The sequence below is a fragment of the Nocardia africana NBRC 100379 genome (assembly GCF_001612635.1).
Lineage (GTDB): Bacteria > Actinomycetota > Actinomycetes > Mycobacteriales > Mycobacteriaceae > Nocardia > Nocardia africana.
Map to the genome: position 1 here is coordinate 22,447 of NZ_BDAV01000012.1, position 23,351 is coordinate 45,797.

Genomic DNA, 23,351 nt, shown 5'->3' on the forward strand with positions numbered 1-23,351 from the left:
GGGAATTACGGCAATACCGCTTCGATGGCCGCGACCACACTCGGATCCTGCGGTTCGGTGCGCGGACGGAAACGGCCGACGACCTTACCGTCACGATCGATCAGGAATTTTTCGAAATTCCATTGAATATCGCCGGCATCGCCTTCGGCATCGGCAGCCTGCACGAGTTCGCGATACAGCGGATGCCGGTCGTCACCGTTGACGTCGACCTTGGCCAGCAGCGGGAAATCCACCCCGTAGGTGGTCGAGCAGAACTGCTGGATCTCCTCCGCGGTGCCCGGCTCCTGCCCCATGAACTGGTTGCACGGCACCCCGACGACGCTGAACCCCCGCGATCCGTAGGCCTGCTGCAGCGCCACCAGTCCGGTGTACTGCGGTGTCAGACCGCATTTCGAGGCGACGTTGACCACGAGCAGCGCCTTGTCACCGGCGATTTCGGCCAGGGTCGCGGGCTCACCGGCGAGGGTCTCTACGGGAATTTCACGAATATCGGTCACAGTCGAAATGATAGGTGGAATCTCGGTGGCCGCGAGCGCGGCTTCCGTCGCCGGACCCGTTCGCCGGGGGTCGCGGCAGAGTCGGCGAAGCCCCTCGCCGCCTTCCGGCAGCGACCAACGAACTGCAACCTGTTCTATGCTGTGATGTGGACAACATCGCTGGTCATAGCCAGGAAATCGCTGCCGGACCGAGTCCCGGAGATCATTTTCCCCCACCGCGCGTCTTCACCATTATTAGAACTTGTTCTACAGTGATCTGAGGCACGCTCCCGCGCCGAGCGGAGCCGCGATCAGCCGCTACCACTTCGAAGATGAGGTAACCGAACATGACCGACACCAGCGCAGCCGATTACATCGTCATCGGCGCGGGCAGCTCCGGTGCCACCGTCGCGAGTCGGCTCGCCGAGCAGGGCGCCAGCGTCATCCTGCTCGAGGCCGGCCGCAAGGACAACACCAAGTTGGTCACGGTCCCGGGCATGATCACGACGGTCCACACGGTTCCGCAGCTCAAGCATCAGGTCACCTGGTCGCAGTACTCGGTCCCGCAGAAGCACGCCGCGGAGCGCCGGGTCCCGATGACGCGCGGCAAGGTGCTGGGCGGTTCGAGTTCGGTCAACGGCATGCTGTTCGTGCGCGGCAACAAGGCGAACTTCGATTCCTGGGCCGCCGAGGGCTGCGAGGGCTGGAGCTACGAGGATGTGCTGCCGGCCTACAAGCGGCTGGAGAACTGGGAGGGCGGCGCCAGCGACCTGCGTGGCTCCGGCGGCCCCATCGAGGTGACCCGGCAGAAAGAGCTCACCCCGATCGCCCAGGAGTGGATGGAGGCCGCGGCCGAAACCTTCGGGGTCCCGGTCATCGAGGACTACAACGGTGAATCCCAGGAGGGCATCAGCATCTTCCAGCAGAGCGTGAAGGACGGTCTGCGCTACAGCTCCTCGCGCGGCTTCATCACCAACCGCCCCAACCCGAATCTGACGGTCGTCACCAAGGCGCATGTGGCGCGCGTGGTGATCGAGAAGGGCCGCGCCACCGGCGTCGAGGTCATCGAGAAGAAGGGCCGCCGGATCATTCGCGCCGAGAAGGAGGTCGTGGTCTCCGGTGGCGTGATGGGTTCCGCGCACATCCTGCTGCTGTCCGGCATCGGCCCGGCCGGGCACCTGCGCGACCTCGGCATCGAGGTCAACGCCGATCTGCCGGTCGGCCAGAACCTGCACGACCACCTGTTCGTCCCGATGACCTTCATCTCGAAGAAGGCTCTGCACCGCGGCATTCCGTCGCACTTCGCCGCCGGCTTCCTCAAGGAGCTGCGCCGCCCCGGCAGCTCCTGGTTCGGGCGCACGGTCTTCGAATCCGTGGGCTTCGTGCGGACCTCGTTCGCCAAGGACATCCCGGATATGCAGATCCACACCCTGCCCTGGAGCTACCCGACGCCCAACCAGGACGAGGACAAGATGCACATGGTCGACCGCCGGGAGGCGCTGACCGTCTTCCCGACGCTGATCTACCCGAAGAGCCGCGGTGAACTGCGCCTGGCCTCCACCGATCCGCTGGCCTCGCCGCTGATCGACCCGGGCTACCTCTCGGATCCGGCCGATATGGACTTCCTGGTCGAGGCCATCGGCATGATCCGCGAGGCCGCGGCGAACAAGGCGATCGCCGGCGACATCACCGAGGAGTTCTCCCCCGGCCCCGCCTTCCAGGACGAGACCGCGCTGCGTCGCGAGCTGCCGATGCGGATCCACTCGGTGTACCACCCGGTCGGCACCTGCCGGATGGGCGTGGACGAGCGCGCGGTCGTCGACCCGCAGCTGCGGGTGCGCGGCATCGAGGGCCTGCGCGTGGCCGACGCCTCGATCATGCCGAGCATCACCGGCGGCAACACCAACGCCCCGTGCTACATGATCGGTGAGAAGGCGGCCGAATTCATCACCGCCTCAGCGTAATTCGCACAGCTCGACCGGCCCCGGTTGCGATCACCGATCGCAACCGGGGCCGTCGTCGTCGCGGGATTCGTCAGATATCGCCGAGATCGATGTCGACGGTGAACGGTGCCGTCGCCTTGATAATGCCCGTGTACATCTCGCCGGTCCGATCACCACAGCGATGCCCGCCACGATTTCGATACTCGCACAACGCTCTTCGGGCCAGGAATCGTATTCCGTTGCCGTAATTTGCTGGCGCATCTATGCCGACGGGACGTTATCGACGGTCATGACACCGTTCCTCTCGTAGCGCGAGGTGCTGCGTCAGCCGCTCGATGCTGCAAGCCCCCCTCTAACCATCCGGGCATCGCGGCGAGCCGGTAGGTCTGCGGCTGCGTGGAGGTCGTTCCGGGCGTTCCCGAAGGGGCGGCACGTGTACTGATCGTGCAAACCTCACCCCGATTTGCAGTTTTCACGCATTTTCGTGGAGGTTTGCACGATTAGTTCAGGGGGGCGACGCTGGGTGGGGTCGGTTCCGGCGGGCTTTGGGGTGTGGCGGGGTATCAGGTCGTTCAGGCAGGGGAAGTTGGTGGCGGGGGTGGCGCGTAGGGCTCGGGCGATTGCCGCGTACCAGTGGGGGTCGCCTTCGATCGTCGGGGCGGGTGATGTTTGTGGAATGCGCTGCGGCAGAGTCTTTCTCATAGGGCGCTCCTTGTCTGGTGGTATTGCGCACGGGGCCTTCCCTCGGCGGGGTCTCGCGGTAGTGGGGAGTTGCGGTGACCTGCGAGGTCGGGAGGGGACCCCGCAGGCACCTCAGGCTCGCTCGCGGCACTCGGTGGGGAGTGGGGACGGTGGCGTCGGAACGTCCTGCCAGCGAGACGTTTTCATGGTGGGTTCGGTGCGGCAGGCGGCGCAGTGGGCGGTGGTCGCGGCATCGGGGTCGTGACCGAGGGTGGTGAGGATGTTGCGGCAGCTGCTGAGCATGTCGCAGGTTTGCGCGGTGCAGGCCGCGTGGCGGTCGGCGTGGATCTCGCGGTGCATCCGCTCGGGGGAGATCGGGTTGGCGAGCGGGCCATGGAAGACCGGGTTGGGCATGGCCGGTCAGATTCCGAAGTGCGGGCGGTCGGCGGGGTGCATGGCGCCCGTCGCGACGAGCCAGAGTTTGGCCTGTAATTTGCGGGCGCACACCGTGATCGGGCAATCGAGATGGTCCTGCATGATGCGGTGAGCGAGCGCGGTGGTCATGGTCGGCAGGGCGCTGTGGGTGATCGGTCGCAAACCGTGCACGGGAGAACACCTCCGGACATCGTCGGGCACCAGCGGGCACGCGGCTGCTGGTACTCCCGATGGCCGGGGCCATTTTTCGGCCATCACCTTGCGGCGTCGGTGCTACGCGGTAATGTCTCGTCGGTATCATCACGGTTGTAGTCGCATCCGGGGGCAACGGTTGTGCGACTTGCCGATTCGAGTTTCCCGGCCATCGGGGTGGCTCAAGAAGACCACCGACTGAGCCGGCGGGACAATAGCGCCATGCATATGCAACGAAGGTTCTGCGACGGCCCAGAGCGGTTCGCACGGGGGTAGCCGATTTCATTCCTCGTGCAAACGGCGACCGCTCACGATGCAAACGAGGAATCCGTGACGAACACTGATGAGGACAGCTCGACCACCCTGCCCCGGCGGCAATTGGGACGGTATCTCAAGGAGGCCCGCCTCGGCGTGGGCCTGCGGTTGGAAGACGTTGCGCCCCTTATGCAATGGTCGGCGAGCAAACTGTCTCGACTCGAAGCCGGAAAATCCCCGGCCATCCGCGTGCTCGACGTGGAGGCACTGTGCGGGATCTACGACATCGACGATCCCGAGGTCGTTGCCGGCCTGGTCGGCCTGGCGAAACAGAGCACCGGAAAAAGCTGGTGGCAGGCATTCGATGACGTTATTTCGGGGAACTTCGACCTGTACGTGGGATTGGAGTCGTCGGCTAAACAGCTTTCCATCTTCAGGCCCGACATGCCGTCCGGGCTTTTTCAAACGAAGGAGTATGCGCGTGCTGTCGACCAGCGCTACTACCCTCAGATCGATCCTGTCGAGTTGGCGCGACGGATCGAACTGAAAACCAAACGCCAAGCGCTGCTTACGAGGAAAGTAAACCCCATCTCGGTTGATCTGATAATCCACGAGTCTGCGGTGCGAACCGTTGTGGGAGACCCGCGGACGATGGCGGCACAATGCCACCACCTGGCAAATCTACCGGGAAATGTGACCGTCAAGGTCCTGACGTACGAAGCCGGATTCCCGGCTGGACTGCCGACCGGACCCTTCGCCATCCTCGACTTCGGAACCGATTCGAAGGGCCGTGAACTGTCGCCGACGGTTGTTTATATCGAATCGTACGCGGGCGATCTGTACCTCGAGCGGCCAAAGGATGTGGGGCGGTATCGTCAGGCGTACAGCATCATCGAGCAAGCGGCGCTTGACATTGCGGACAGCAAGCGTTTTCTGAGGAACACAGCGAGGGAGTTCGAACGTGAACGTCGATCTGACCGGAGCCAGGTGGTTCAAGTCGAGCCGCAGCGGTGGCGGTAAGGACTGCGTGGAGACAGCGTTCCTCGCCGGCGGACACGTCGGCGTCCGCGACTCCAAGAACCCCACCGGCCCCGCCCTCGTCTTCACCCCTGCCGAATGGGACGCCTTCACCACCGACCTCCGCAACGGCACCCTCGACCACGCTTGACCGATCGCCCCATGCGAAACAAGGCTGTCGCGCTCCGGTAGGAGATCTACCCGCGAGGCTCGGTATCTGCTCAGCGAGGAGCCCGGGCTGCGCGACCGCGAGCCGGATCTGTTCCGCGGCAATCGAATCCTTTACCGAATCAGCGAACCGTTGGTCACGTTCTATCAGACCATCCTGCGTCCCGATTGGGCACAGTGGGACCGGGGTCGCGATACCGACAGGTTGTGGCGTCGCCGACGTAGCAGATTCGACAGCAATGTGCTGGGCCCGCATTTCGAACAGATCTGCCGCGACTGGATCGCCGGCTACGCACCGCCCGAGACCTTCGGCGGTTATCCCGGAAAGGTGGGTCCCGGAGTCGTGAACGACCCCGCCGATCGGAGCACACACGAAGTCGACGTGGACGTGTTCGGCGAAGGGCGTGATGGTAGTGAAACGTTGCTCGCAATCGGCGAGGCCGAGTGGAACGACGTCGTGGGTATGGGGCACCTCGACCGGCTTCGCCGCATCCGGCAACTACTGTCCGGTCGGTACGACACGTCCGAAACTCGGTTGATCTGTTACAGCGCGGCGGGTTTTATGCCGACGCTCGAGCGCGAGGCGGCCCAGGCGAGCGATATCGCCTTGGTCGGCTTGGACGACCTCTATCTCCGTTGACTGCTGATACCGGGCTGAGCACATCGTTCGGCGCGGATCTGGTGTGATGCCAACCACAGCTAGGGCCGGTTGATTTGACGCATCATTTGCACATTGCAACTCTTGTCTAATGCAAGGCTATGAGGAGACCGCCGCGTCGGCCACCGACGCCACGCCCGGACAGAGCACCACCGCCGAGATCGCGGCACTGGAAGCGCTGACCCGGATGCTGGTTTCCATCGCCTGGGACAGCGCCCACGCCGCACCTCCCGGCGTCACCTTTCCGCAGATGCGCTTCTTGCTGATCCTGCGGGCCCTGGGCCGGGTCTCGTCGTCGCGGCTGGCGGCCGCGCTCGGTGTCAACGCCTCGTCGGTGACGCGACTGGCCGACAAGCTCGAGGCCCGCGGGTATGTGGCGCGGGGAACCGATACGCACAACCGCAGCGTCGTCACCATCGAGGTCACCACGGCCGGACAGGCCGTGGTCGATCAGGTGTTGCAGCGGCGGAAGGTCGCCTTCGGATCGTTGCTGGACGGCCTCACTCCCGAGACACGCGCCCGCGTGATCGCCGCGGCGCGGGACTTGGTGCAGGCCGCCGCCACCACGCCCTTCGTCACCGCAACCGGGCCGGGATCGTTATGAGCGCCGGGCATTCGCGCGCAACGCATCTGGGCGATTTCCAGGTCACCCCACGCCTGCTGTGGATCGCCGCCCTCGCGATTCCGGTCGGCGGCGTGGCCGCGGTGGCCGCGTTCGCGCTGCTGAAACTGATCGGCTTCATCACGAATCTCGTTTTCTACCAACGCTTCAGCACCGAGATGGTCGCGCCGGGCGCCACCCATCATCCGTGGTGGCTGGTACTCACCGCACCGATCGTCGGCGGCCTGATCATCGGGGTGATGGCCCGCTACGGCTCGGAGAAGATTCGCGGTCACGGCATGCCGGAGGCAATCGAGGCCATTCTCACCGGCGGGTCCCGGGTGCAACCGCGGGTGGCCCTGCTCAAGCCGGCCTCGGCGGCGATCAGCATCGGCTCGGGCGGGCCCTTCGGCGCCGAGGGGCCGATCATCATGACCGGCGGCGCGGTCGGTTCGATTCTGGCGCAGTTGCTGAAACTGTCCGCGGACGAGCGCAAGTCACTGCTGGTCGCCGGTTCGGCGGCGGGGATGGCAGCGACCTTCAACGCCCCACTGGCGGCGATTCTGCTCGCCGTGGAACTGCTGCTGTTCGAATGGCGGCCACGCAGTTTCGTTCCGGTGGTGGCCGCCGTGGTCACCGGCACCATCTGCCGCTGGGCCATGCTCGGCAACGGACCGGTCTTCGCGGTGGCGACCGACGGGCGCACGCCCGGCGCCCTGTCCGACAGCCTGGCGCTGATCCCCGGCATCACCGGCGGACTGCTGGCCATCGCCGCCACCGCGATGGTGTATTTCGCCGAGGACTCCTTCGCCAAGCTTCCCGTGCACTGGATGTGGTGGCCCGCGATCGGCGGCCTGATCATCGGTATCGGGGGGCTGTTCGAACCGCGGGCGCTCGGCGTCGGCTACGACGTCATCGACCAATTGCTCACCGGACACGCCACGCTGTCGCTGATCGTCGGCATCCTCGTGGTGAAAACGCTGATCTGGTCGCTCTCACTCGGCTCCGGCACTTCCGGCGGCGTGCTGGCGCCGGTGTTCATGATCGGCGCGGCATTGGGCGCCGCCGAGGGCGGCCTACTGCCGCACGTGAGTGCGGGATTCTGGGCGATGTGCGGATTGGCCGCGGTGGTCGGCGGGGTGATGCGCTCACCGCTGACCGGCATCGTCTTCACCTGCGAACTCACCCATGCCTGGAACGACGTGCTGCCACTCGCGGTCGCCTCGGTCTCGGCGTACACGGTGTCGGTTCTGCTGCTCAAGCGTTCGGTGCTGACCGAGAAGATCGCCCGCCGCCGACTGCATCTCACCCGCGAGTACACCACCGACCCACTGGAGACGTTCTTCACCCACGAGGTGATGACCGCCGATCCGCTGGTGCTCGGAACCGACGACCTCGTCGATCCGATCCTCCCCGGGACCCATTACGCCGGGCTGTACCCGGTGGTCGACGGTACCGGCGCACTGGTCGGCGTGACCACCCGCCAGGTCCTGCAGAACAGCCCAGGCGCCACGGTCGGTGCGGCCACCTTGGACATCCGAACCTCGGTCCATCCCGACAACACCCTGCGCGAGGTGGCCAACGCCCTCGCGATGGCGCACGTGACGGCGGCACCCGTGGTCGCGCGCGACGATCCGAACCGGTTGTGCGGCATCATCACTCTCGAACAGCTGCTCCACGCCCGCCGCCGCGACCTACACGAGGAACACCATCGCGAGCGGCTGCTGGTGGTACGGGAGCCCCGCCGTCGGCACTGTCCAATGCAGTGCAGGCATCCGACAGATGGAGGCGCAGCCGCGGCCGATCCGGTCGTCACGCTGATCCGGCACCCGAGCACACCGGGAATCCGTAGGCTGAGCTCGCGATCTCCTACCGCACGGTAGCCTGGTTCGCGAAGTACGATCCGGCGGGAGGAGCCGGTGCAATGGAACGGGAGATTCACGGTGACCTCGCGGGAGGATTTCCTGCGCCGCGTGCGCGATGCCCTCGAGGCGCTACCCAATGACGAACGCATGGTGCCGGTGCCACGCAACTATCAGCGCAACGCCCCGGTGCCCTCGGCGGAAGATCAGGCCGAGATCGTCGAGCTGTTCATCGATCGCCTCAAACACCACGGCGCCCAGGTCCATCGGGTCGGCGCGGACGATATCCCCGGTGCGATCGACTCGGCCCTGCGGGCCCACGGGGCTCGCTCGGCGCTGGCTCCCGACGGGTTGCCCGAGCATTGGCTGCGACGCTGGGAACTGACCGGCGAACATCGCGTGCTCGACGATCAACCGCACCTGTCGATTCTCGATCGCGAACGCTCCGATGCCGTGGTCACCGGATGCGCGGGCGCGGTCGCCGACGCCGGCACCCTGATTCTCGACGGCGGCCCGGGACAGTGCCGCCGCGATGCCGCCGTCCTGGCCGACTGCCACATCTGCGTGGTCCGCGTCGAGCAGATCGACTACTCGCTGCCCCAGGTGCTGGACAAGCTGGACCCGCGCCGATCCATCACCTGGTTCGGCGGCCCGACCGCCATGACCGATCCGGAGGCCGATTCCGGCAAGGTCGGCGGTGTCATCGAGGAGACCGAGCGACGGCTGGTCGTCGTCATCGTCGGTTGATCGGCGGCCCTGTTCCGTTCACCAGTTCCCTGCACTCACAAACGACCCCACAAGCGCTCGTTAAGGGCGTGGCAAGCGCATCCCGGCATTGTCGTCGTCGACACCGGGAGTGCTCCTGCCGCGAGAGGGGGCGGCAGGATCACCCACCGGCTGCGACCGAGACGATCCGCTCGGCCTGTCGACGAGGGGTGACAGGCCGGGCGGATCGTCCGTGTGTGTGCGGCGGCCGCCGCCGGTGACAATTGCGGCGCTCGCGCCGGTGTCAATTGCGGAGCTCGCGCCGGTCTCGATTCGGCAGCGGCGCGGGTGTCCGACTCGAGGAATGATGGGGGTATGGAAACTGCGGTCGTCTTCGTCCTGGCTTGCCTGATCTACTGGTGGGGCTTGATCTGACCGATCGGCAGCCCCCGGGCTCGCCACGGACTCCTCCGGACGCGACGGAGTCCGTCCCGGCCGGTCAACGCGTGCCGACCAGCGCTTCCGCCGTACCCGGGTCCTGCTGTCCCACAGTCTCTTTCACGTTCCGCATCAAGAACACCGCCACCGTTGCCGCGACCACCGCGCTCACCGCGCCGACGGCGAAGGCGGCTTGCATACCCGAGCTGAAGGCATCGCGAGCCAGTCCCGCCAGCTGCGGGTCGCCCAGGCCGAGCGCACCGGCGATGGATTCGCGCGCACTCGCCGGCGCCCGGTCCGGCATCGCGCCGGAATAGGTGCCCGCCAGGATGGCTCCCAGGACCGCGACGCCGAGCGCACCACCTGTCTGCTGAATGGTGTCGTTGAGCGCCGATCCCACCCCGGCGTGTTCGGCGGGCACCGCGCTCATCAACGCGCCGATCGCCGCGGGCATCGCCAGACCGGCTCCCGCGCCGAGCAACGCCATGGCCATGGCCGGCAGCCAGAACCCGGTTCCGGCGTTCAGTGTGGCCAGCACCCCGAAACCTGCGGCGACGACGACCAACCCCGCGACGGTCACCGGCTTGGCGCCGAGTTTGCCGACCACGCTCGCCCCCAGCGCGTTGAACGCCAGCAGCGCGATCGCCATCGGCGTGAACGCCAGCGCGGTCCGCATCGGCGAATAACCGAGCACGAATTGCAGATATTGCGTCAGCACCAGGACCAGACCGCCGTTGGCGAAGGTCACCAGCACCAGCGAGAAGCTGGATCCGGTGAAGGTGCGGTTGCCGAACAGGTGCAGCGGGACCATCGGCGAATCGGTGCGCAGTTCGCGAATCACGAAGCCGCACAGCGCGGCAACCGTCACCACCGCAGCGGTGAGAGTCGCACCGTCCGACCAGCCGCGCTGCGGCACCGCGATGATCGTCCACACCAGCGCCGTCATCCCGACGATGGACAGCACCGCCCCCGGGAGGTCCGGCTTACGCCACGGTCCCCGCGATTCCGGCATGAGCACCAGCGCCGCCACGATCGCCACACCCGCGATCGGCACATTCATCACGAAGACCGAACCCCACCAGAAGTGGTTCAGCAGCGCCCCGCCGAGGACCGGGCCGCCGACCATGCCGAGGGTGGCGACCGCACTCCAGGCCGCAATGGCCTTCGGCCGTTCCCGGTCGTCGAAGACGGTGATCAGGATCGACAGGGTGCTGGGCATGATCAGGACGCCCCCGATGCCCATCAGGACCCGCCCGCCGATCAACATCTCCGGACTCCCGGCATACGCGGCCAGCAGTGAGGCGCCACCGAAGAGCGCCAGGCCGATCACCATGATCAGGCGCCGGCCGAAGCGGTCGGACAGACTGCCGGACGTGAGCAGCAGTCCGGCGAACACCAGCAGATAGGCGTCGATGATCCACTGGATCTGCTGCGCGTCGGCATGCAGATCGGTGGCTATCTGCGGGATGGCGACCGTCAGCACCATGTTGTCGATCACCAGCACCAGCGAGCTGAGGCACAGAACGACCAGGATCAGCCAGCGGCGCGAACTGCCGACAGCGGTCGATTCCGAACTATCCATCGCGAACCCTTTCCGAGGACCAGAAGCGCACACTGTGCGCTATGCCGAACACTGTACGTATACCGCACACTGTTCGGCAATAGGTACAGCGTTCACTCGGTCGAACGTCGTGCGGTCGCGACTATGCTGACCTCGACCTCGAAAGGAGAGCCGATGGCGCCACGGCCCGAGACGACCGAATCCGCGGACACCGCGCAGATCCGCTCGGTATGGACCCGCGAGCACCGGCAGCGCCGCGATCACCCGGCGCTGAGCCGAGCGCAGATCGTCGCCGAGGCGATCGCGCTGCTCGATGCCGAGGGGTTCGAATCGCTGAGCATGCGCAAGCTGGGCAGCCGGCTGGGTGCGGGCGCGACCTCGCTCTACACGCATGTCGCCAACAAGGAGGAACTGCTCGAGCTGGTCGTCGACGAGGCCTTCGGTGAGCTGCGGCTACCCGCGGAGCCGAGCACCGGCTGGCGTGCCGCGATGCTCGACCTGTGCCACGACATCCGGCGCATCCTGCTGGACCACCCGTGGATTTCGATGGTGATGACGACCGCGGGGCTGGTCTATCTGGGGCCGAACATGTTGCGGCTGTCGGAGGCGCTGCTGTCGATCCTGGAGGATGCCGGCTTCGACTCCGACACCGCGGACCGCGCCTCGAATACGTTGCTCGCCTATGTCATCGGCGCGACCTCGACCGAGGCCGCGATGCTGACCTCGATCGCGCGCAGCGGCCTCGACGAGCAGGTGTGGTTCGAGCAGTTCATGGCCGCCGCCGACATCGCCGCACGGCCGTATCCGCGGATCCATCAGCGCTTCGCCGCCCATCGCGGTCACGACTCGACCCGCATCCGTGAGGACAATTTCGACGAGGAACTCGGCCTGATCCTGGACGGCCTGCACGCGCGGCGGAGGTCCTGAGCGGCCGCTCGGAGCCTCCGCCGCGGAGATCAGCGGCCGGTGGGCAGATTCGCCCCGCCGGTCACATCGAGGACCACACCGCTGACGAAGCCGTTGGTGGCGATCATGTGCACGGCCTGCGCCAATTCCTCCGGCTCGCCCACGCGCCCGACGGGTGTGGTGGCGGCGAGGCCGTCGAAGAGGGTGCGGCGCCGCTCCTCCGGCACCCGCTCCCACCATTCGGTGTCGATGACGCCGGGGGCCACGGCGTTCACCCGCACCGGGGCGAGTTCGACCGCCAGCGGAGGCACCATGGCGTTCAGCGCCCCGTTGATCGCGGCCAGCCCGGCGGTACCGGGGAACGCCGCATGCGCCGACGCGGCGGTGATCAGGGTGATCGAGCCGTTCGAAACAAGGTGCGGCAGAGCGGCTTTGATGATTCTCACCTGCGGCCAGAACTTGCCGTCGAACCCCTCCGCCAGATGGTCGAGGTCGAGTTCGGCGAACGGACCACTGCCCGCCGAACCGCTGACCGCGACGACGAGGTGGTCGATGGGGCCGGACTGCGCGAAGAAGGCCGCGATCTGCTCGCTATCGGTCGCGTCCATCCGGTAGCCGCTGGTCTTACCACCCAGGCGAGCCACCGCCGCGTCGAGTTTGTCCTGACCGCGGCCGGTGACGACGACCTCGGCACCCTCGTTCGCGAACAGCGCGGCGGTGGCCGCACCGATTCCGGAACTACCGCCCATGACGACGACGCGCGGGATGCCGGTGCTGGAAGCGCTCATTGCTACTGTTCCTGTCCTGTACAGTTTGTCGAGACTGATAGTCTCGACAACGAGCGTAACGGGCGCGGTATTCCCGCGCATCGCCACCGCTGGGAGGCAGACCATGGGAACACCACCGCGGCAACCGGATTCGACGCCACCCGAACGCGCGCACACCGGCCGGCGGCGGAACGAGGCGACCCACCGCGCGATTCTGGACGCCGCCCTCGCCCAGCTCGCCACCTCCGACGGCGGCTCGGTCACGGTCGATTCCATCGCGGCCGCGGCCGGGGTCGGCAAACAGACGATCTACCGCTGGTGGCCGTCGAAGGGTGCGGTGCTGCTCGAAGCCCTGCTCGACCGCGCTCGCCAGGAGGTGCCCACCCCGGACACCGGCTCGGTGCGCACCGACCTCCTGGCCGTCGCGGATTCCACTTTCACCGGCGCCCAACAGGATTCGACCGCTCCGGCGCTGCGGGCGCTGGTGCGCGAGGCCGTCCGCGACCCCCACCTCGCCGAGCTGCTGCGGGAGTTCACCGCAGCCCGCCGCGCGGCCGTGCGCGACCTCCTCGAGCGCGCGATCACACGGGGCGAACTGCCCGGTGATACGGATGCGGACCTGCTGGTGGATCTGCTCTACGGCCTGTTCTGGTACCGCTTCCTGCTCGGCCACGCCCCCCTCGACCACACCACCGCGACCCGGCTCGTCGACACCCTGCTGCCGCCCGCCGTTAACACTTCTCACACACCCGGAGATGAGTCAGCGAATCCGTTCCCACGGATCGAAAACCCTTGATGGAAGGCCTGTTCACGATGACTCGGATTTCGCGACTCACCGCCGGCGCACTGGTGTGTGGCGCCGTCCTGCTCCCCCTCGCCCCCGCTCAGGCCGAGACGGTGCCGCAGGCCGCCGCATCCGTATCCGCGTCCCGGCCGGCTGCCGACGGCGGCAGCGGCTCGTCCACGCAGTCGATCATGTGCACCATCGTTCGCCTGATGCTGATGAACCAGGGACCCACCTGGTGCCAGTAACGGTCGGCGCCGCAGGGCACTGATCGATCACAGCGGGCGGGCCCGCACCGGAATTCGGTGCGGGCCCGCAGCTGTCGCTCTGTTCAGCCGTTGCCGTTCAGACCGGCGCGCACACCTTCCTCGATGCGCTTGCCGATCTCCGGATCGATGTTCTTCCAGTAGTCGAACACCCGGCTCAGCACCGGTTCGCGCACGCCGCCGAGCACATGCCCGACCACGTTGTCCACCAAGCGCTCCCGCTGTTCGTCGTTGTACACCTCACGCACCAGCGTGCCCGGCTGCGCCCAATCGCTGTCCTCGGCGTGCTGGATGTAACCGGCCCGCACCTGCTCGGGCTCGAAACTCCACGCCGCCTCCTCGGGGGCCGCGGCGGGGTCGGCATGCGGGCCACCGAACGAATTCGGCGCGTACACAGGCACTTCCGGTGCGTTGAAGTCGTAGCGCATGGCGCCCTCCTTGGAGTAGGAGTTCACCTCGGCCGCCCGCGCGCGGTTCGGCGGCAGCTGGTGGTAGTTGGTGCCGATGCGGTAGCGATGGGCGTCGGCATAGGCGAAGACCCGGCCCAGCAGCATCTTGTCCGGCGAGTAGCCGATACCCGGCACGATCGCCGACGGCTCGAACGCGGCCTGTTCGATCTCGACGAAGTAGTTGCGCGGGTTGCGGTTCAGCGTCCAGGTGCCGACCTCGATCAGCGGGTAGTCCTTGTGCGACCACACCTTGGTCAGATCGAACGGGTTGAAGCGGTAGTTCGCCGCCTCGCCCACCGGCATGATCTGCACATACAGCGTCCAGCTGGGGAATTCGCCGCGTTCGATGGCCTCCCACAGATCCTGGCGGTGATAGTCGGGGTCGGTGCCGGCCAGCCGGTCGGCCTCGGCCTGGGTCAGGAATTCGATACCCTGATCGGTCTTGAAGTGGTACTTCACCCAGAACCGTTCACCCTCGGCGTTGATCCACTGGTAGGTGTGCGACCCGTAGCCGTTCATATGCCGGTAGGTCTTGGGAATGCCGCGGTCACCCATCAGCCAGGTCACCTGATGCGCCGACTCCGGGCGCAGGGTCCAGAAGTCCCACTGCATGTTGTGATCGCGAAGGCCGTTGCCCGGCAAGCGCTTCTGCGAACGGATGAAATCGGGGAACTTGATCGGGTCCTTGATGAAGAACACCGGGGTGTTGTTGCCGACCAGGTCGTAGTTGCCGTCGGAGGTGTAGAACTTCACGGCGAATCCGCGCGGATCGCGCCAGGTGTCGGGGCTGCCCTGCTCACCGGCGACGGTGGAGAACCGGGCCAGCGATTCGGTCCGCGCACCCGGCTGGAACAGCGTCGCCTTGGTATAGCGACTGACATCGTTGGTGACGACGAGCTCACCGAAGGCGCCCGCGCCCTTGGCGTGCACGATCCGCTCCGGCACCCGCTCCCGGTTGAACTGGGCGAGCTTCTCGATCAGATAGTGGTCGTGCAGCAGAATCGGGCCCTCGGCGCCGGCGGTCAGCGATTCGTTGTCGCTGGGGACCGGAGTGCCCGTGTTGGTGGTGGTCGGCCCACTGATCGGCTTGGTCATCGCAGCCTCCTGTTTCAGCTGTCGCCCGGGATGTCCGGGCTGTCGTGATGGCGCGTCGTCACCGACGGCATTGCGGGCAGAGTCCCCAGAACACGACCTCGGCTTCGTCGATCGTGAACCCGTGTGTATCCGACGGGTCGAGGCAGGGGGCACCGCCCACGGCACAGTCCACGTCCACGACCGTGCCGCAGTTCCTGCACACCAGGTGGTGATGGTTGTCGGCGATACGGGTTTCGTACCGGGCCGGCGAACCGGCCGGTTCGATCCGGCGCAGCAGGCCGGCGCCCACACAGGCGCGCAGCACGTCGTACACGGCCTGCGTCGAGACCGAACCCAGCTCCTGGCGGACCGCGGCGGCCACCCTGTCGGCATCCGAATGCGGATGGGCGGCAACCGCTTCCAGCACCGCCACCCGCGGACGGGTCACCCGCAGGCCGGCCGCGCGCAATCGTTCGCGCGGATCGAAACCTTCGGTGTGCATGAACCCAGTCTGCCCCTTTTCTGGAATAAGTCAAGAAAAGACCGATGGGGATGTTCTATGAGAGCCCCGCACCCACGCCCGGCGACGTCTTGCCGCACGGCCGTGAATCCGGCGCTCGACCGAAATCCGCGACGCCGATTCCGATTTGGTTGCGGCGGTTGTGTGTTGGGCACCGCGCCGGATGCCGGTGGTTAACCTCGGCTCATGGGACGCCTATACGGCTGGGTGATCGGGGTTCTCGTCGTCGCACTGATCGGTGGCGCCTGCGCTACTGCGACCCCGGCACGAGCGGAGGACGCACAGACCTGCGCGGTCTCGTCCGGACGCGAGTTCGAACGGGCCACACCGGAATCGGTGGGCCTGGATTCGGCGCGGCTGGCGTCCGCCCTGCGGTTCGCCGACGAGCGGAACCGGCTGAACGTCAAGATTTTCCGGCACAATTGCCTGATCGGATCCGGCGCGCACAACGACGCCACCGACACGACGCCGTGGAATATCTGGAGCGTCACCAAGAGCGTGGTCTCGGTGATCGCCGGAATCGCCTGGGATCAGGGCAAACTCGACATCGACGCGCCGATCGACCGCTATCTGCCGCCCGGGCTCGGCGACGCCGCCCACCGCGCGATCACCGTCGAGGATTTGCTGACCGAGCGCTCGGGCCTGCGTGTCGGAGTCATCAACGAGGGCGTCTCCGGGGTGGTGCCGATCGATCCGAACAGTGCCGTGCAGGCACTCGGGGTCCCGCTCGACAATCCGCCCGGCACCCGGTTCTCGTACAGTCAGCGCAACGTCGATCTGCTGTCGTACGTGATCGAACTGGCCGTCGGCGAACCGCTGCAACAGTTCGCGCAGCGGGAACTGTTCTCTCCCCTGGACATTCAGCGCAGCGACTACTACTGGGCCCGCGATCGTTCCGGTCACACCTACGGCTATGCGCACCTGATGATCCCGCCGGACGACCTCGCCAAGATCGCTCTCCTGGTCGCCGACGACGGCGACTGGAACGGGGTACGGGTGGTCTCGGCCGACTATCTGCACCGCGCACAGCAGACCGGCCCGGGCCGCGAGTGTTACGGCTACCTGTTCTGGGCTCGCCCGGGATGTATCGAGATCCCCTCGTTCCTCCCCCCGGATGTGTTCGCGATGTCCGGGCTCGGACTGCAGGACGCCTTCTTCATCCCGAGCCTGGATCTCACCGTGGTGTGGACCGGTGTCTTCGGCGACCGGAGCAGCGGCGGACCGGCCGGTATCCTGCAAAATCTGACCGAGCTGACCTGGGAGTTCTTCCGCCGACTGCTCGGCGCCTTCGAGCACCCGCCGATCGCGGACCCCGGCCCCTATGTCGAGCCGCCGGTCACCCTGGACCCGCGCGCGTTCTTCGATCCCGATATCACCCTGGCGGTATTCGGAATCGGGCCCGACGCCTACCCCGGGTGCACCGTGCTGTCATGTCTGGACCACCCGCTGGCGCCGCCCTTCTCCGACGCACCGCCCGGCTGTGCGCTGGTGGTCTGCCTCGGCCCGGACCCCCGCACGCCCGGCATCCGCCGATGAGGCCGGGGCCGGGACCGGTACCGCCGGAGAGGACAGCCGGACCGCCCGGCGGCACCGGTCAGCCGGCGATACGCGCGATCCGCGCGGTATCCATGTAGTCCCGGAACAGGGTCACTTCCCCGTCCCGGACGTGCACCACGTTGACCGAGGTGCGAACTCGCGCCCGCGGCGCCCCCGGCAGCGTCATATCCACCTCGTTCTCCACGAAAAGCACTCCGTCCTCCGTGGATTCGTAGACCGTGGGGTAGACACCGTGCACCTCGACACCCGACAGACCCGACCAGCGTTGCGCGAGATGTCCGCGGATCGACTCTCGCCCCTCGAGCCGCTCCGGCATACCCGGAATCGGGAACGGGATCTCGAATACCGCATCGGGGGCGAGGGCCGCGACGAAGGCGTCGGCATCGCGCAGCGGCAATGTCGCGAACAGGTCCTCGACCACTTGACGGACACTGCGCACCGAACTGGAAACCATGACAAACTCCCTGCGTTAGAAGCGGAACGTACGCCCCGTTTATAATCCGGAACGCACGCCCCGTTTGTCAACGGTAACCGAGTAGACTCGCGCTGTGGCGGAGAAACAATTAGCCGAACCGGCGGCCGAACCGCGCCGCGCCCTGCGCGCCGATGCCCGCCGTAACCGGGAGCGGGTACTCGCCGCCGCCCGGGAAGCCTTTGCCGCCGAAGGTATTTCGGTTCCACTGGACGAGATCGCGAGGCGCGCCGGGGTGGGCCCCGGCACCGTCTACCGCCACTTCCCCACCAAGGAAGCTCTGTTCCACGCCGCCATAGTCGACAACATCGAGCGAATGATCGACTATGCGCGCCGACTCGAATCCGCCGGCGATCCGGGGGCCGCATTCTTCGACCTGCTGGACCATATGGTCGCCGAGGGTGGGGTCAAACGCGATCTCGCCGATGCGCTGGGCGGTCACGAAACGATCGAGATCACCGGTCCCACAAAGGAATTCCAGGCTGTGATCGCCCGGTTGCTGCGGCGCGCCCAGGATTCCGGCGCGATCCGCGGCGATATCGACTTCGACGATCTGATGCGGGTGCTGAAGGGCACCTTCGCGGGCACGCACACAGCCACCGGCGAACAGCGAACCCGCGCATTCGCCGTCGTCTTCGACGGACTCCGGGCCCGCTGCGAACCGGCCGGCTGAGCCGCACGACGAAAACGGGCCGCCCGCGATCGGACGGCCCGTTCGAGAAGATTCGCCAACGCGGTGTCAGCGCTGCGCGAGCAGGACTTCCGCGATCTGAATGGTGTTGAGCGCGGCGCCCTTTCGCAGGTTGTCGCCCGAGACGAACAGCGCCAGGCCGCGCCCCTCCGGCACGCCCGGATCCTGACGAATCCGGCCCACCAGCGACTCGTCCTTACCGGCGGCCGCCAGCGGCGTCGGGACATCGACCAGCTTCACACCGGCGGCATCGGCGAGCAGCTCCTTCGCCCGCTCCACCGACAGCGGCCGCGCGAATTCGGCGTTGATCGACAACGAATGGCCGGTGAAGACCGGCACGCGCACACAGGTGCCGCTGACCAGCAGATCGGGCAGGCCGAGAATCTTGCGACTCTCGTTGCGCAGCTTCTGGTCCTCGTCGGTTTCACCGGAACCGTCGTCGACGATCGAACCCGCCAGCGGCAGCACGTTGAACGCGATCGGGGCGACGTACTTGTTCGGCGCGGGGAACGGCACGGCACTGCCGTCGTGGGTCAGCTTCTCGGCGTCCCCGATCACCGCGCGGGCCTGCGTGGCCAGCTCCTCCACACCGGCCAGCCCACTACCGGAGACGGCCTGGTAGCTGGAGACGATCAGTCGCTGCAGGCCGGCCTCGTCGTGCAGGGGCTTGAGCACCGGCATGGCGGCCATCGTGGTGCAGTTCGGGTTGGCGATGATGCCCTTGACCAGGTTGCGGGTCTGTTCGGGATTCACCTCGCTGACCACCAGCGGCACCTCGGGGTCCTTGCGCCACGCCGAGGAGTTGTCGATGACGGTCACGCCGGTCGCCGCGAATCGCGGCGCCTGCACCCGCGACATGGTGGCGCCGGCGGAGAACAGGGCGATATCCAGTCCGGACGGATCCGCGGTCTCGGTGTCCTCGACCACGATCTCGCCGCCGCGCCAGGGCAGCGTCTTCCCGGCCGACCGCGACGAGGCGAAGAATCGCACCTCGTCGGCCGGAAAGTCGCGCTCCTCCAGCAGTTTTCGCATGACGGCGCCGACCTGCCCGGTCGCGCCGACCACACCTACGCGTACTCCCATGATTATCGCCCCGATCCCGCGTGCACGACCGCGACCTCGTCGCCGCCGAGGTCGAACGCCTTGTGCAACACCTGCACGGCGCCGTCCAGCTCGGAGTCCTTGACCAGCACGGAGATGCGGATCTCGGAGGTGGAGATCAGGTCGATGTTGATACCGGCCTTGGCCAGCGCCTCACAGAAGGTGGCGGTGACGCCGGGGTGGCTCTTCATGCCCGCGCCGACCAGCGAGACCTTGCCGATGTGATCGTCGTAGAGAACCTGGCTGAAGCCCAGTTCGCTCTGGCGCTTGGTCAGGAACTCCACCGCGCGCGGCCCGTCGGACTTGGGCAGGGTGAAGGTGATGTCGGTCTTACCCGTCTCGACCTTGGAGACGTTCTGCAACACCATGTCGATGTTGATCTCGGCGTCGGCGACGGCCCGGAACACCTTGGCCGCATATCCCGGCTCGTCCGGCAGGGCCACCACGGTCACCTTGGCCTCGCTGCGATCGTGCGCGACGCCGGTGAGAATTGCGTCCTCCAAGGGGATGTCCTCCATCGATCCGTAGATATAGGTGCCTTTGCGGTCGGTATAGGACGACCGCACGTGCACCGGAACGTTGTAGCGGCGGGCGTATTCGACGCAGCGCAGCATCAGCACCTTGGCGCCGGTGGCGGCGAGCTCGAGCATCTCCTCGAAGCTCACCTGGTCCAGCTTCTGCGCATCCGGCACGATCCGCGGATCGGCGGTGAACACGCCGTCGACATCGGTGTAGATCTCGCAGACGTCGGCCTCGAGCGCGGCGGCCAGGGCGACCGCGGTGGTGTCGGAGCCGCCGCGGCCCAGCGTGGTGATGTCGCGGCTGTCCTGCGAGACGCCCTGGAAGCCCGCGACCAGCACGATCATGCCCTCGTCGAGTGCGTCGCGGACCCGGGACGGGGTCACGTCGATGATGCGGGCGTTGCCGTGCGTGCCGGTGGTGATGACTCCCGCCTGGGAACCGGTGAACGACCGAGCCTCGGCGCCGAGCGAGTGAATCGCCATGGCCACCAACGCATTCGAGATACGCTCACCGGAGGTCAGCAGCATGTCGAGTTCGCGGGCCGGCGGCGCGGGGGCCACCTGCTGGGCCAGATCGAGAAGTTCGTCGGTGGTGTCACCCATTGCCGAGCACACGACGACCACGTCGTGCCCCTGCTTCTTCGTCTCGACGATCCGCTCAGCGACGCGCCGGATCCGCTCGGCAGACTCGAGCGAAGATCCTCCGTACTTCTGAACGACGAGAGCCACGGTGGGGTCCTCCAAGATCGACTAGCTGCTGTTACAGCCAATAAGACTACCGATCGGAGTCCGCTCGGTGGTGGGCTACCTCCGAGCGGCCACCGGGATCGGCCGGCGTCGTCCACCGGATTCACCACGCCGACCAGCGGCGATCCGGTTCCGGAGCGGTGGTGGGTGCGCGGCCGCGACGGCAGAGTCCCTGCGGCGCACCGGAATCGGCGCGGACAGCCCGGTTCATCAGCGGTTTTCCCGGTCCGCCGGGGCCCGGCACCCGCTCCCCTCGCACCAGCCGGCGTACCGGTGTGAGTAATCACACCGACCGGTTTAGCACCCGGTCGGCGAACTCCTTCGCGCGAGTCGGCGATGGGCGGCGCGGCGAAAGCGCACGATGGGCCTATGAAGAGCATCGAAATCGAGCTGCACACCGGCGATCGGGAGGTCGTCCACGACCTGACTCCGCAGTGCACCACGTTTCTGCGCGAGGCCGGCGGCGGCGACGGGTTGCTGCACGTCTTCGTCCCGCACGCCACCGCCGGCGTGGCCCTGATCGAGCTCGGCGCGGGCAGCGACGACGATCTGCTGCACGCCCTGCGTGATCTGCTGCCCGCCGACGATCGCTGGCGCCACGCCCACGGCTCGCGCGGGCACGGCCGCTCGCACGTCATGCCCGCGCTGATCGCCCCCTACGCCACCGTGCCGGTGCTGGGCGGCGAGCTGGCACTGGGTACCTGGCAGTCGATCGCCTTCGTGGACCTCAACGTCGACAATCCGATCCGCCGTGTGCGCCTGTCCTTCCTGCGCGATGCCGGATGATCCCGGCCGGGGCCGTCAGCCGCGCTCGAACCAGGTGATCTGCGCGCCGTTGCCGAATTCGCGGCGCTGCACGGGCGTGAACGCGGTGGGCCGGAAGTTGCCGGTGAAGGCGCTGATGCCGCCGCCCGCGACCACCGGATAACTCTTGATGATCAACGCGTCGATCTCCTCGACGAGCGCGCCGGCGAGTTGTCCGCCGCCGCACAGCCAGATGTCCTTGCCGTCCTCCTGCTTCAGGCGGCGCACCAGGGCCACCGGATCGCGCGGAACGAGCTCGACCTGCGGATCGTCGACGCGATCGAGCGTGGCCGATACGACGTACTGCTTCAGATGGGGATAAGGACTGGCGATGCCGACCGACAGCGCCGGCTCGTAGGTGCCGCGCCCCATGAGGATCGTGTCCCATTCCTTGTTGGGTTCGTCCACGGCCATTCCGACGTGCGGGCGGAGGTGCGCGGGAACCGACTCCGGATAGCGCGCAGTGACGAATTCCGACATGCCCTCGGCCACGGGATAGAAGTCGTACTCCCCACCCGGCCCGGCGATATAGCCGTCGAGCGAGACACCGACGAAGTAGATGAGCTTTCGCATACCGAGACCGCCTTGATTGTTGCACTCTAGCTGTAGTGGTTGAAACGTAGCACTACAGTCGAAGTGGTGTCAAGAGGGTGGGATCGGAGATTTCCGCGCGCCGATTCGGAGGCTCGCCAGGGCGGGCGATTTCGGGCGGCAGGGAACTGCGGCAGCGACTTGTGAGCAGTATCACATCGAACGATAATGGCGGTCATGCAGGCGCATGTAGGCGATCACATCCGCGTCCACAGCAATGCTGTGGGAATGCCCGAACGCACCGGTGAAATCATCGAGGCGCGCGGCACCGACGGCACTCCGCCCTACGTCGTCCGGTTCGAGGACGGACACGAAAGTCTGGTCTTTCCAGGGCCCGACTGGGAGGTCCTTCACCACCGGTAGCTGTGCGGACGACCAACGTCAAGCCCCCTTTCCCAGCAGGGGGCAGTCCCTCTTCGGGCACGTGACCGCTCACCCGGCAATCGTCCGGCCACTCGGGGTCGCGCCGACGTCGAGCGCGCTGCCGACCCGCCCCGGCAGCGCGACCGCAAACTCGGCACGCCCGCCCGAGGCAAACCAGACTGGTCGGTCTCTGTAACTCGTGGAACAGACCACATGGTTGACGACCGCGTGTGACGGCGGAGACAATCGGCCGAAGCAGTGGAGGGCAAGACATGCGCACGAAGACCGATCACCGATTCATCATCGATGTCGAACCCGATCAGGTTCAGGAAGCATTGCTGGCCGTCGAGCGGATCCCCGAATGGTCGCCCGCGCACCGCGACGTGCGCGTCGCGACCCGCGACGAATTCGACCGTCCTCGCCGCGTCTACGCCACGGTGACGACCCTCAACAACTCCGATCGTCAGGTCCTCGAATACACCTGCACCCCGGAACGCATCTCCTGGGAAGTGGTGGAGAGCGCCGCCGGCGGCGGCGGCAAGGGCTGGTTCGACATCGAGGAGACCGACGAGGGCACCGAGGTCTGGTACCACTCCGAGATCTATCTGCCCATTCCCGTTCCCGGTCTGCTGCTCAAGCGCACGCTGTCGCGGGTCAACGACGAAGCCGTGCACAACCTGATCGAGTACATCGAGAAATTTCCCTTCGGCGAGAACTACGAGGTCGGCTGACCGAGAGGTTCGCCG

Annotated in this window: 26 protein-coding genes; 15 read left to right on the forward strand and 11 right to left on the reverse strand. The window is 66.8% G+C overall.

Going from position 1 to position 23,351, the window contains the following annotated elements; translation table 11 throughout:
* Positions 1 to 5 precede the first annotated feature (5 nt).
* Positions 6 to 497, reverse strand: coding sequence for a glutathione peroxidase (locus tag NA3_RS21410; RefSeq protein ID WP_062965437.1), 492 nt, complete (start codon positions 495 to 497; stop codon positions 6 to 8).
* A gap of 326 nt (positions 498 to 823) precedes the next feature.
* On the opposite strand from NA3_RS21410, the gene NA3_RS21415 reads away from it, so the two are divergent.
* Positions 824 to 2,440: a GMC family oxidoreductase gene (locus NA3_RS21415; protein ID WP_062965438.1), complete on the forward strand. Its 1,617-nt coding sequence runs from the start codon at positions 824 to 826 to the stop codon at positions 2,438 to 2,440.
* A gap of 792 nt (positions 2,441 to 3,232) precedes the next feature.
* Here NA3_RS21415 and NA3_RS21420 read toward each other — a convergent pair.
* Entirely contained in the window at positions 3,233 to 3,514 is a 282-nt protein-coding gene (locus tag NA3_RS21420) for a hypothetical protein (protein ID WP_062965439.1), read from the reverse strand.
* Between the two features lie 6 nt (positions 3,515 to 3,520).
* Positions 3,521 to 3,706, reverse strand: coding sequence for a hypothetical protein (locus tag NA3_RS21425; RefSeq protein ID WP_062965440.1), 186 nt, complete (start codon positions 3,704 to 3,706; stop codon positions 3,521 to 3,523).
* 351 nt (positions 3,707 to 4,057) lie between these two features.
* On the opposite strand from NA3_RS21425, the gene NA3_RS21430 reads away from it, so the two are divergent.
* The 6 genes from NA3_RS21430 (at position 4,058) to NA3_RS21455 (ending at position 9,035) form a co-directional block, all read left to right on the forward strand.
* Positions 4,058 to 5,002, forward strand: a complete 945-nt coding sequence (locus NA3_RS21430) for a helix-turn-helix domain-containing protein (RefSeq protein ID WP_063917683.1) — start codon at positions 4,058 to 4,060, stop codon at positions 5,000 to 5,002.
* Complete coding sequence (locus tag NA3_RS21435; protein WP_062965442.1) at positions 4,944 to 5,150, forward strand: DUF397 domain-containing protein; 207 nt, start codon at positions 4,944 to 4,946, stop codon at positions 5,148 to 5,150. The genes NA3_RS21430 and NA3_RS21435 overlap by 59 nt, the downstream gene beginning before the upstream one ends.
* A 150-nt stretch (positions 5,151 to 5,300) precedes the next feature.
* On the forward strand, positions 5,301 to 5,807 hold the full coding sequence (locus tag NA3_RS21440) for a hypothetical protein (RefSeq protein ID WP_062965443.1): 507 nt from the start codon (positions 5,301 to 5,303) through the stop codon (positions 5,805 to 5,807).
* A 109-nt stretch (positions 5,808 to 5,916) separates the two neighbouring features.
* Complete coding sequence (locus tag NA3_RS21445) at positions 5,917 to 6,429, forward strand: MarR family winged helix-turn-helix transcriptional regulator (protein WP_084491759.1); 513 nt, start codon at positions 5,917 to 5,919, stop codon at positions 6,427 to 6,429.
* Positions 6,426 to 8,309, forward strand: coding sequence for a chloride channel protein (locus NA3_RS21450; RefSeq protein WP_084491760.1), 1,884 nt, complete (start codon positions 6,426 to 6,428; stop codon positions 8,307 to 8,309). Before NA3_RS21445 ends, NA3_RS21450 begins: the two co-directional genes overlap by 4 nt.
* Positions 8,310 to 8,369: 60 nt before the next feature.
* Positions 8,370 to 9,035 (forward strand): LutC/YkgG family protein, encoded by a 666-nt coding sequence (locus NA3_RS21455; protein WP_063917685.1) that lies wholly within the window; start codon positions 8,370 to 8,372, stop codon positions 9,033 to 9,035.
* 457 nt (positions 9,036 to 9,492) lie between these two features.
* Here the strand turns inward: NA3_RS21455 and NA3_RS21460 are convergent, their stop codons facing one another.
* A complete protein-coding gene (locus NA3_RS21460; RefSeq protein ID WP_062965445.1) occupies positions 9,493 to 11,013 on the reverse strand; it encodes an MFS transporter in 1,521 nt (506 codons plus the stop codon).
* 153 nt (positions 11,014 to 11,166) lie between these two features.
* Here NA3_RS21460 and NA3_RS21465 point away from each other — a divergent pair, with 153 nt between their 5' ends.
* Entirely contained in the window at positions 11,167 to 11,919 is a 753-nt protein-coding gene (locus NA3_RS21465; protein ID WP_062965696.1) for a TetR/AcrR family transcriptional regulator, read from the forward strand.
* 29 nt (positions 11,920 to 11,948) lie between these two features.
* On the opposite strand, the gene NA3_RS21470 is transcribed toward NA3_RS21465, so the two are convergent.
* A complete protein-coding gene (locus NA3_RS21470) occupies positions 11,949 to 12,686 on the reverse strand; it encodes an SDR family oxidoreductase (RefSeq protein WP_062965446.1) in 738 nt (245 codons plus the stop codon).
* Between the two features lie 103 nt (positions 12,687 to 12,789).
* Between NA3_RS21470 and NA3_RS21475 the strand changes: the two genes are divergently transcribed.
* The gene (locus NA3_RS21475) at positions 12,790 to 13,461 is read left to right on the forward strand and encodes a TetR/AcrR family transcriptional regulator (protein WP_063917662.1); all 672 of its coding nucleotides are present in this window, start codon (positions 12,790 to 12,792) and stop codon (positions 13,459 to 13,461) included.
* Between the two features lie 17 nt (positions 13,462 to 13,478).
* Positions 13,479 to 13,697, forward strand: coding sequence for a hypothetical protein (locus NA3_RS21480; protein ID WP_218021882.1), 219 nt, complete (start codon positions 13,479 to 13,481; stop codon positions 13,695 to 13,697).
* 83 nt (positions 13,698 to 13,780) lie between these two features.
* Here NA3_RS21480 and NA3_RS21485 read toward each other — a convergent pair whose 3' ends face one another.
* Both NA3_RS21485 and NA3_RS21490 read right to left on the reverse strand, forming a co-directional pair.
* A complete protein-coding gene (locus NA3_RS21485; protein ID WP_062965697.1) occupies positions 13,781 to 15,247 on the reverse strand; it encodes a catalase in 1,467 nt (488 codons plus the stop codon).
* A gap of 70 nt (positions 15,248 to 15,317) precedes the next feature.
* Positions 15,318 to 15,740 carry a Fur family transcriptional regulator gene (locus NA3_RS21490; protein WP_062965448.1) on the reverse strand — a complete coding sequence of 141 codons (423 nt, stop codon included), beginning with the start codon at positions 15,738 to 15,740 and terminating at the stop codon, positions 15,318 to 15,320.
* Positions 15,741 to 15,944: 204 nt separating this feature from the next.
* On the opposite strand from NA3_RS21490, the gene NA3_RS21495 reads away from it, so the two are divergent.
* Positions 15,945 to 17,294 carry a serine hydrolase domain-containing protein gene (locus tag NA3_RS21495; RefSeq protein WP_062965449.1) on the forward strand — a complete coding sequence of 450 codons (1,350 nt, stop codon included), beginning with the start codon at positions 15,945 to 15,947 and terminating at the stop codon, positions 17,292 to 17,294.
* Positions 17,295 to 17,352: 58 nt separating this feature from the next.
* On the opposite strand, the gene NA3_RS21500 is transcribed toward NA3_RS21495, so the two are convergent.
* On the reverse strand, positions 17,353 to 17,769 hold the full coding sequence (locus NA3_RS21500; RefSeq protein ID WP_063917664.1) for a nuclear transport factor 2 family protein: 417 nt from the start codon (positions 17,767 to 17,769) through the stop codon (positions 17,353 to 17,355).
* Positions 17,770 to 17,863: 94 nt separating this feature from the next.
* On the opposite strand from NA3_RS21500, the gene NA3_RS21505 reads away from it, so the two are divergent.
* Entirely contained in the window at positions 17,864 to 18,460 is a 597-nt protein-coding gene (locus tag NA3_RS21505; RefSeq protein WP_062965451.1) for a TetR/AcrR family transcriptional regulator, read from the forward strand.
* Positions 18,461 to 18,526: 66 nt separating this feature from the next.
* Here NA3_RS21505 and NA3_RS21510 read toward each other — a convergent pair whose 3' ends face one another.
* Both NA3_RS21510 and NA3_RS21515 read right to left on the reverse strand, forming a co-directional pair.
* The gene (locus tag NA3_RS21510) at positions 18,527 to 19,561 is read right to left on the reverse strand and encodes an aspartate-semialdehyde dehydrogenase (protein WP_062965452.1); all 1,035 of its coding nucleotides are present in this window, start codon (positions 19,559 to 19,561) and stop codon (positions 18,527 to 18,529) included.
* Between the two features lie 2 nt (positions 19,562 to 19,563).
* Positions 19,564 to 20,829 carry an aspartate kinase gene (locus tag NA3_RS21515; protein ID WP_062965453.1) on the reverse strand — a complete coding sequence of 422 codons (1,266 nt, stop codon included), beginning with the start codon at positions 20,827 to 20,829 and terminating at the stop codon, positions 19,564 to 19,566.
* 387 nt (positions 20,830 to 21,216) lie between these two features.
* Between NA3_RS21515 and NA3_RS21520 the strand changes: the two genes are divergently transcribed.
* Complete coding sequence (locus tag NA3_RS21520) at positions 21,217 to 21,633, forward strand: secondary thiamine-phosphate synthase enzyme YjbQ (RefSeq protein WP_062965454.1); 417 nt, start codon at positions 21,217 to 21,219, stop codon at positions 21,631 to 21,633.
* Between the two features lie 15 nt (positions 21,634 to 21,648).
* On the opposite strand, the gene NA3_RS21525 is transcribed toward NA3_RS21520, so the two are convergent.
* Positions 21,649 to 22,224 carry a dihydrofolate reductase family protein gene (locus NA3_RS21525; protein ID WP_062965455.1) on the reverse strand — a complete coding sequence of 192 codons (576 nt, stop codon included), beginning with the start codon at positions 22,222 to 22,224 and terminating at the stop codon, positions 21,649 to 21,651.
* A 195-nt stretch (positions 22,225 to 22,419) separates the two neighbouring features.
* On the opposite strand from NA3_RS21525, the gene NA3_RS21530 reads away from it, so the two are divergent.
* Entirely contained in the window at positions 22,420 to 22,605 is a 186-nt protein-coding gene (locus NA3_RS21530; RefSeq protein WP_062965698.1) for a DUF1918 domain-containing protein, read from the forward strand.
* 272 nt (positions 22,606 to 22,877) lie between these two features.
* Complete coding sequence (locus tag NA3_RS21535) at positions 22,878 to 23,336, forward strand: SRPBCC family protein (protein WP_062965456.1); 459 nt, start codon at positions 22,878 to 22,880, stop codon at positions 23,334 to 23,336.
* Positions 23,337 to 23,351 lie beyond the last annotated feature (15 nt).

What these genes read in the sequence shown, in the direction of transcription:
- NA3_RS21415 (WP_062965438.1), top strand. Translation starts at nt 824, where the DNA reads ATGACCGACACCAGCGCAGCCGATTACATCGTCATCGGCGCGGGCAGC.
- NA3_RS21420 (WP_062965439.1), bottom strand. Translation starts at nt 3,514, where the DNA reads ATGCCCAACCCGGTCTTCCATGGCCCGCTCGCCAACCCGATCTCCCCC.
- NA3_RS21445 (WP_084491759.1), top strand. Translation starts at nt 5,917, where the DNA reads ATGCAAGGCTATGAGGAGACCGCCGCGTCGGCCACCGACGCCACGCCC.
- NA3_RS21450 (WP_084491760.1), top strand. Translation starts at nt 6,426, where the DNA reads ATGAGCGCCGGGCATTCGCGCGCAACGCATCTGGGCGATTTCCAGGTC.
- NA3_RS21460 (WP_062965445.1), bottom strand. Translation starts at nt 11,013, where the DNA reads ATGGATAGTTCGGAATCGACCGCTGTCGGCAGTTCGCGCCGCTGGCTG.
- NA3_RS21465 (WP_062965696.1), top strand. Translation starts at nt 11,167, where the DNA reads ATGGCGCCACGGCCCGAGACGACCGAATCCGCGGACACCGCGCAGATC.
- NA3_RS21470 (WP_062965446.1), bottom strand. Translation starts at nt 12,686, where the DNA reads ATGAGCGCTTCCAGCACCGGCATCCCGCGCGTCGTCGTCATGGGCGGT.
- NA3_RS21475 (WP_063917662.1), top strand. Translation starts at nt 12,790, where the DNA reads ATGGGAACACCACCGCGGCAACCGGATTCGACGCCACCCGAACGCGCG.
- NA3_RS21480 (WP_218021882.1), top strand. Translation starts at nt 13,479, where the DNA reads ATGACTCGGATTTCGCGACTCACCGCCGGCGCACTGGTGTGTGGCGCC.
- NA3_RS21490 (WP_062965448.1), bottom strand. Translation starts at nt 15,740, where the DNA reads ATGCACACCGAAGGTTTCGATCCGCGCGAACGATTGCGCGCGGCCGGC.
- NA3_RS21495 (WP_062965449.1), top strand. Translation starts at nt 15,945, where the DNA reads ATGGGACGCCTATACGGCTGGGTGATCGGGGTTCTCGTCGTCGCACTG.
- NA3_RS21500 (WP_063917664.1), bottom strand. Translation starts at nt 17,769, where the DNA reads ATGGTTTCCAGTTCGGTGCGCAGTGTCCGTCAAGTGGTCGAGGACCTG.
- NA3_RS21510 (WP_062965452.1), bottom strand. Translation starts at nt 19,561, where the DNA reads ATGGGAGTACGCGTAGGTGTGGTCGGCGCGACCGGGCAGGTCGGCGCC.
- NA3_RS21520 (WP_062965454.1), top strand. Translation starts at nt 21,217, where the DNA reads ATGAAGAGCATCGAAATCGAGCTGCACACCGGCGATCGGGAGGTCGTC.
- NA3_RS21525 (WP_062965455.1), bottom strand. Translation starts at nt 22,224, where the DNA reads ATGCGAAAGCTCATCTACTTCGTCGGTGTCTCGCTCGACGGCTATATC.
- NA3_RS21530 (WP_062965698.1), top strand. Translation starts at nt 22,420, where the DNA reads ATGCAGGCGCATGTAGGCGATCACATCCGCGTCCACAGCAATGCTGTG.
- NA3_RS21535 (WP_062965456.1), top strand. Translation starts at nt 22,878, where the DNA reads ATGCGCACGAAGACCGATCACCGATTCATCATCGATGTCGAACCCGAT.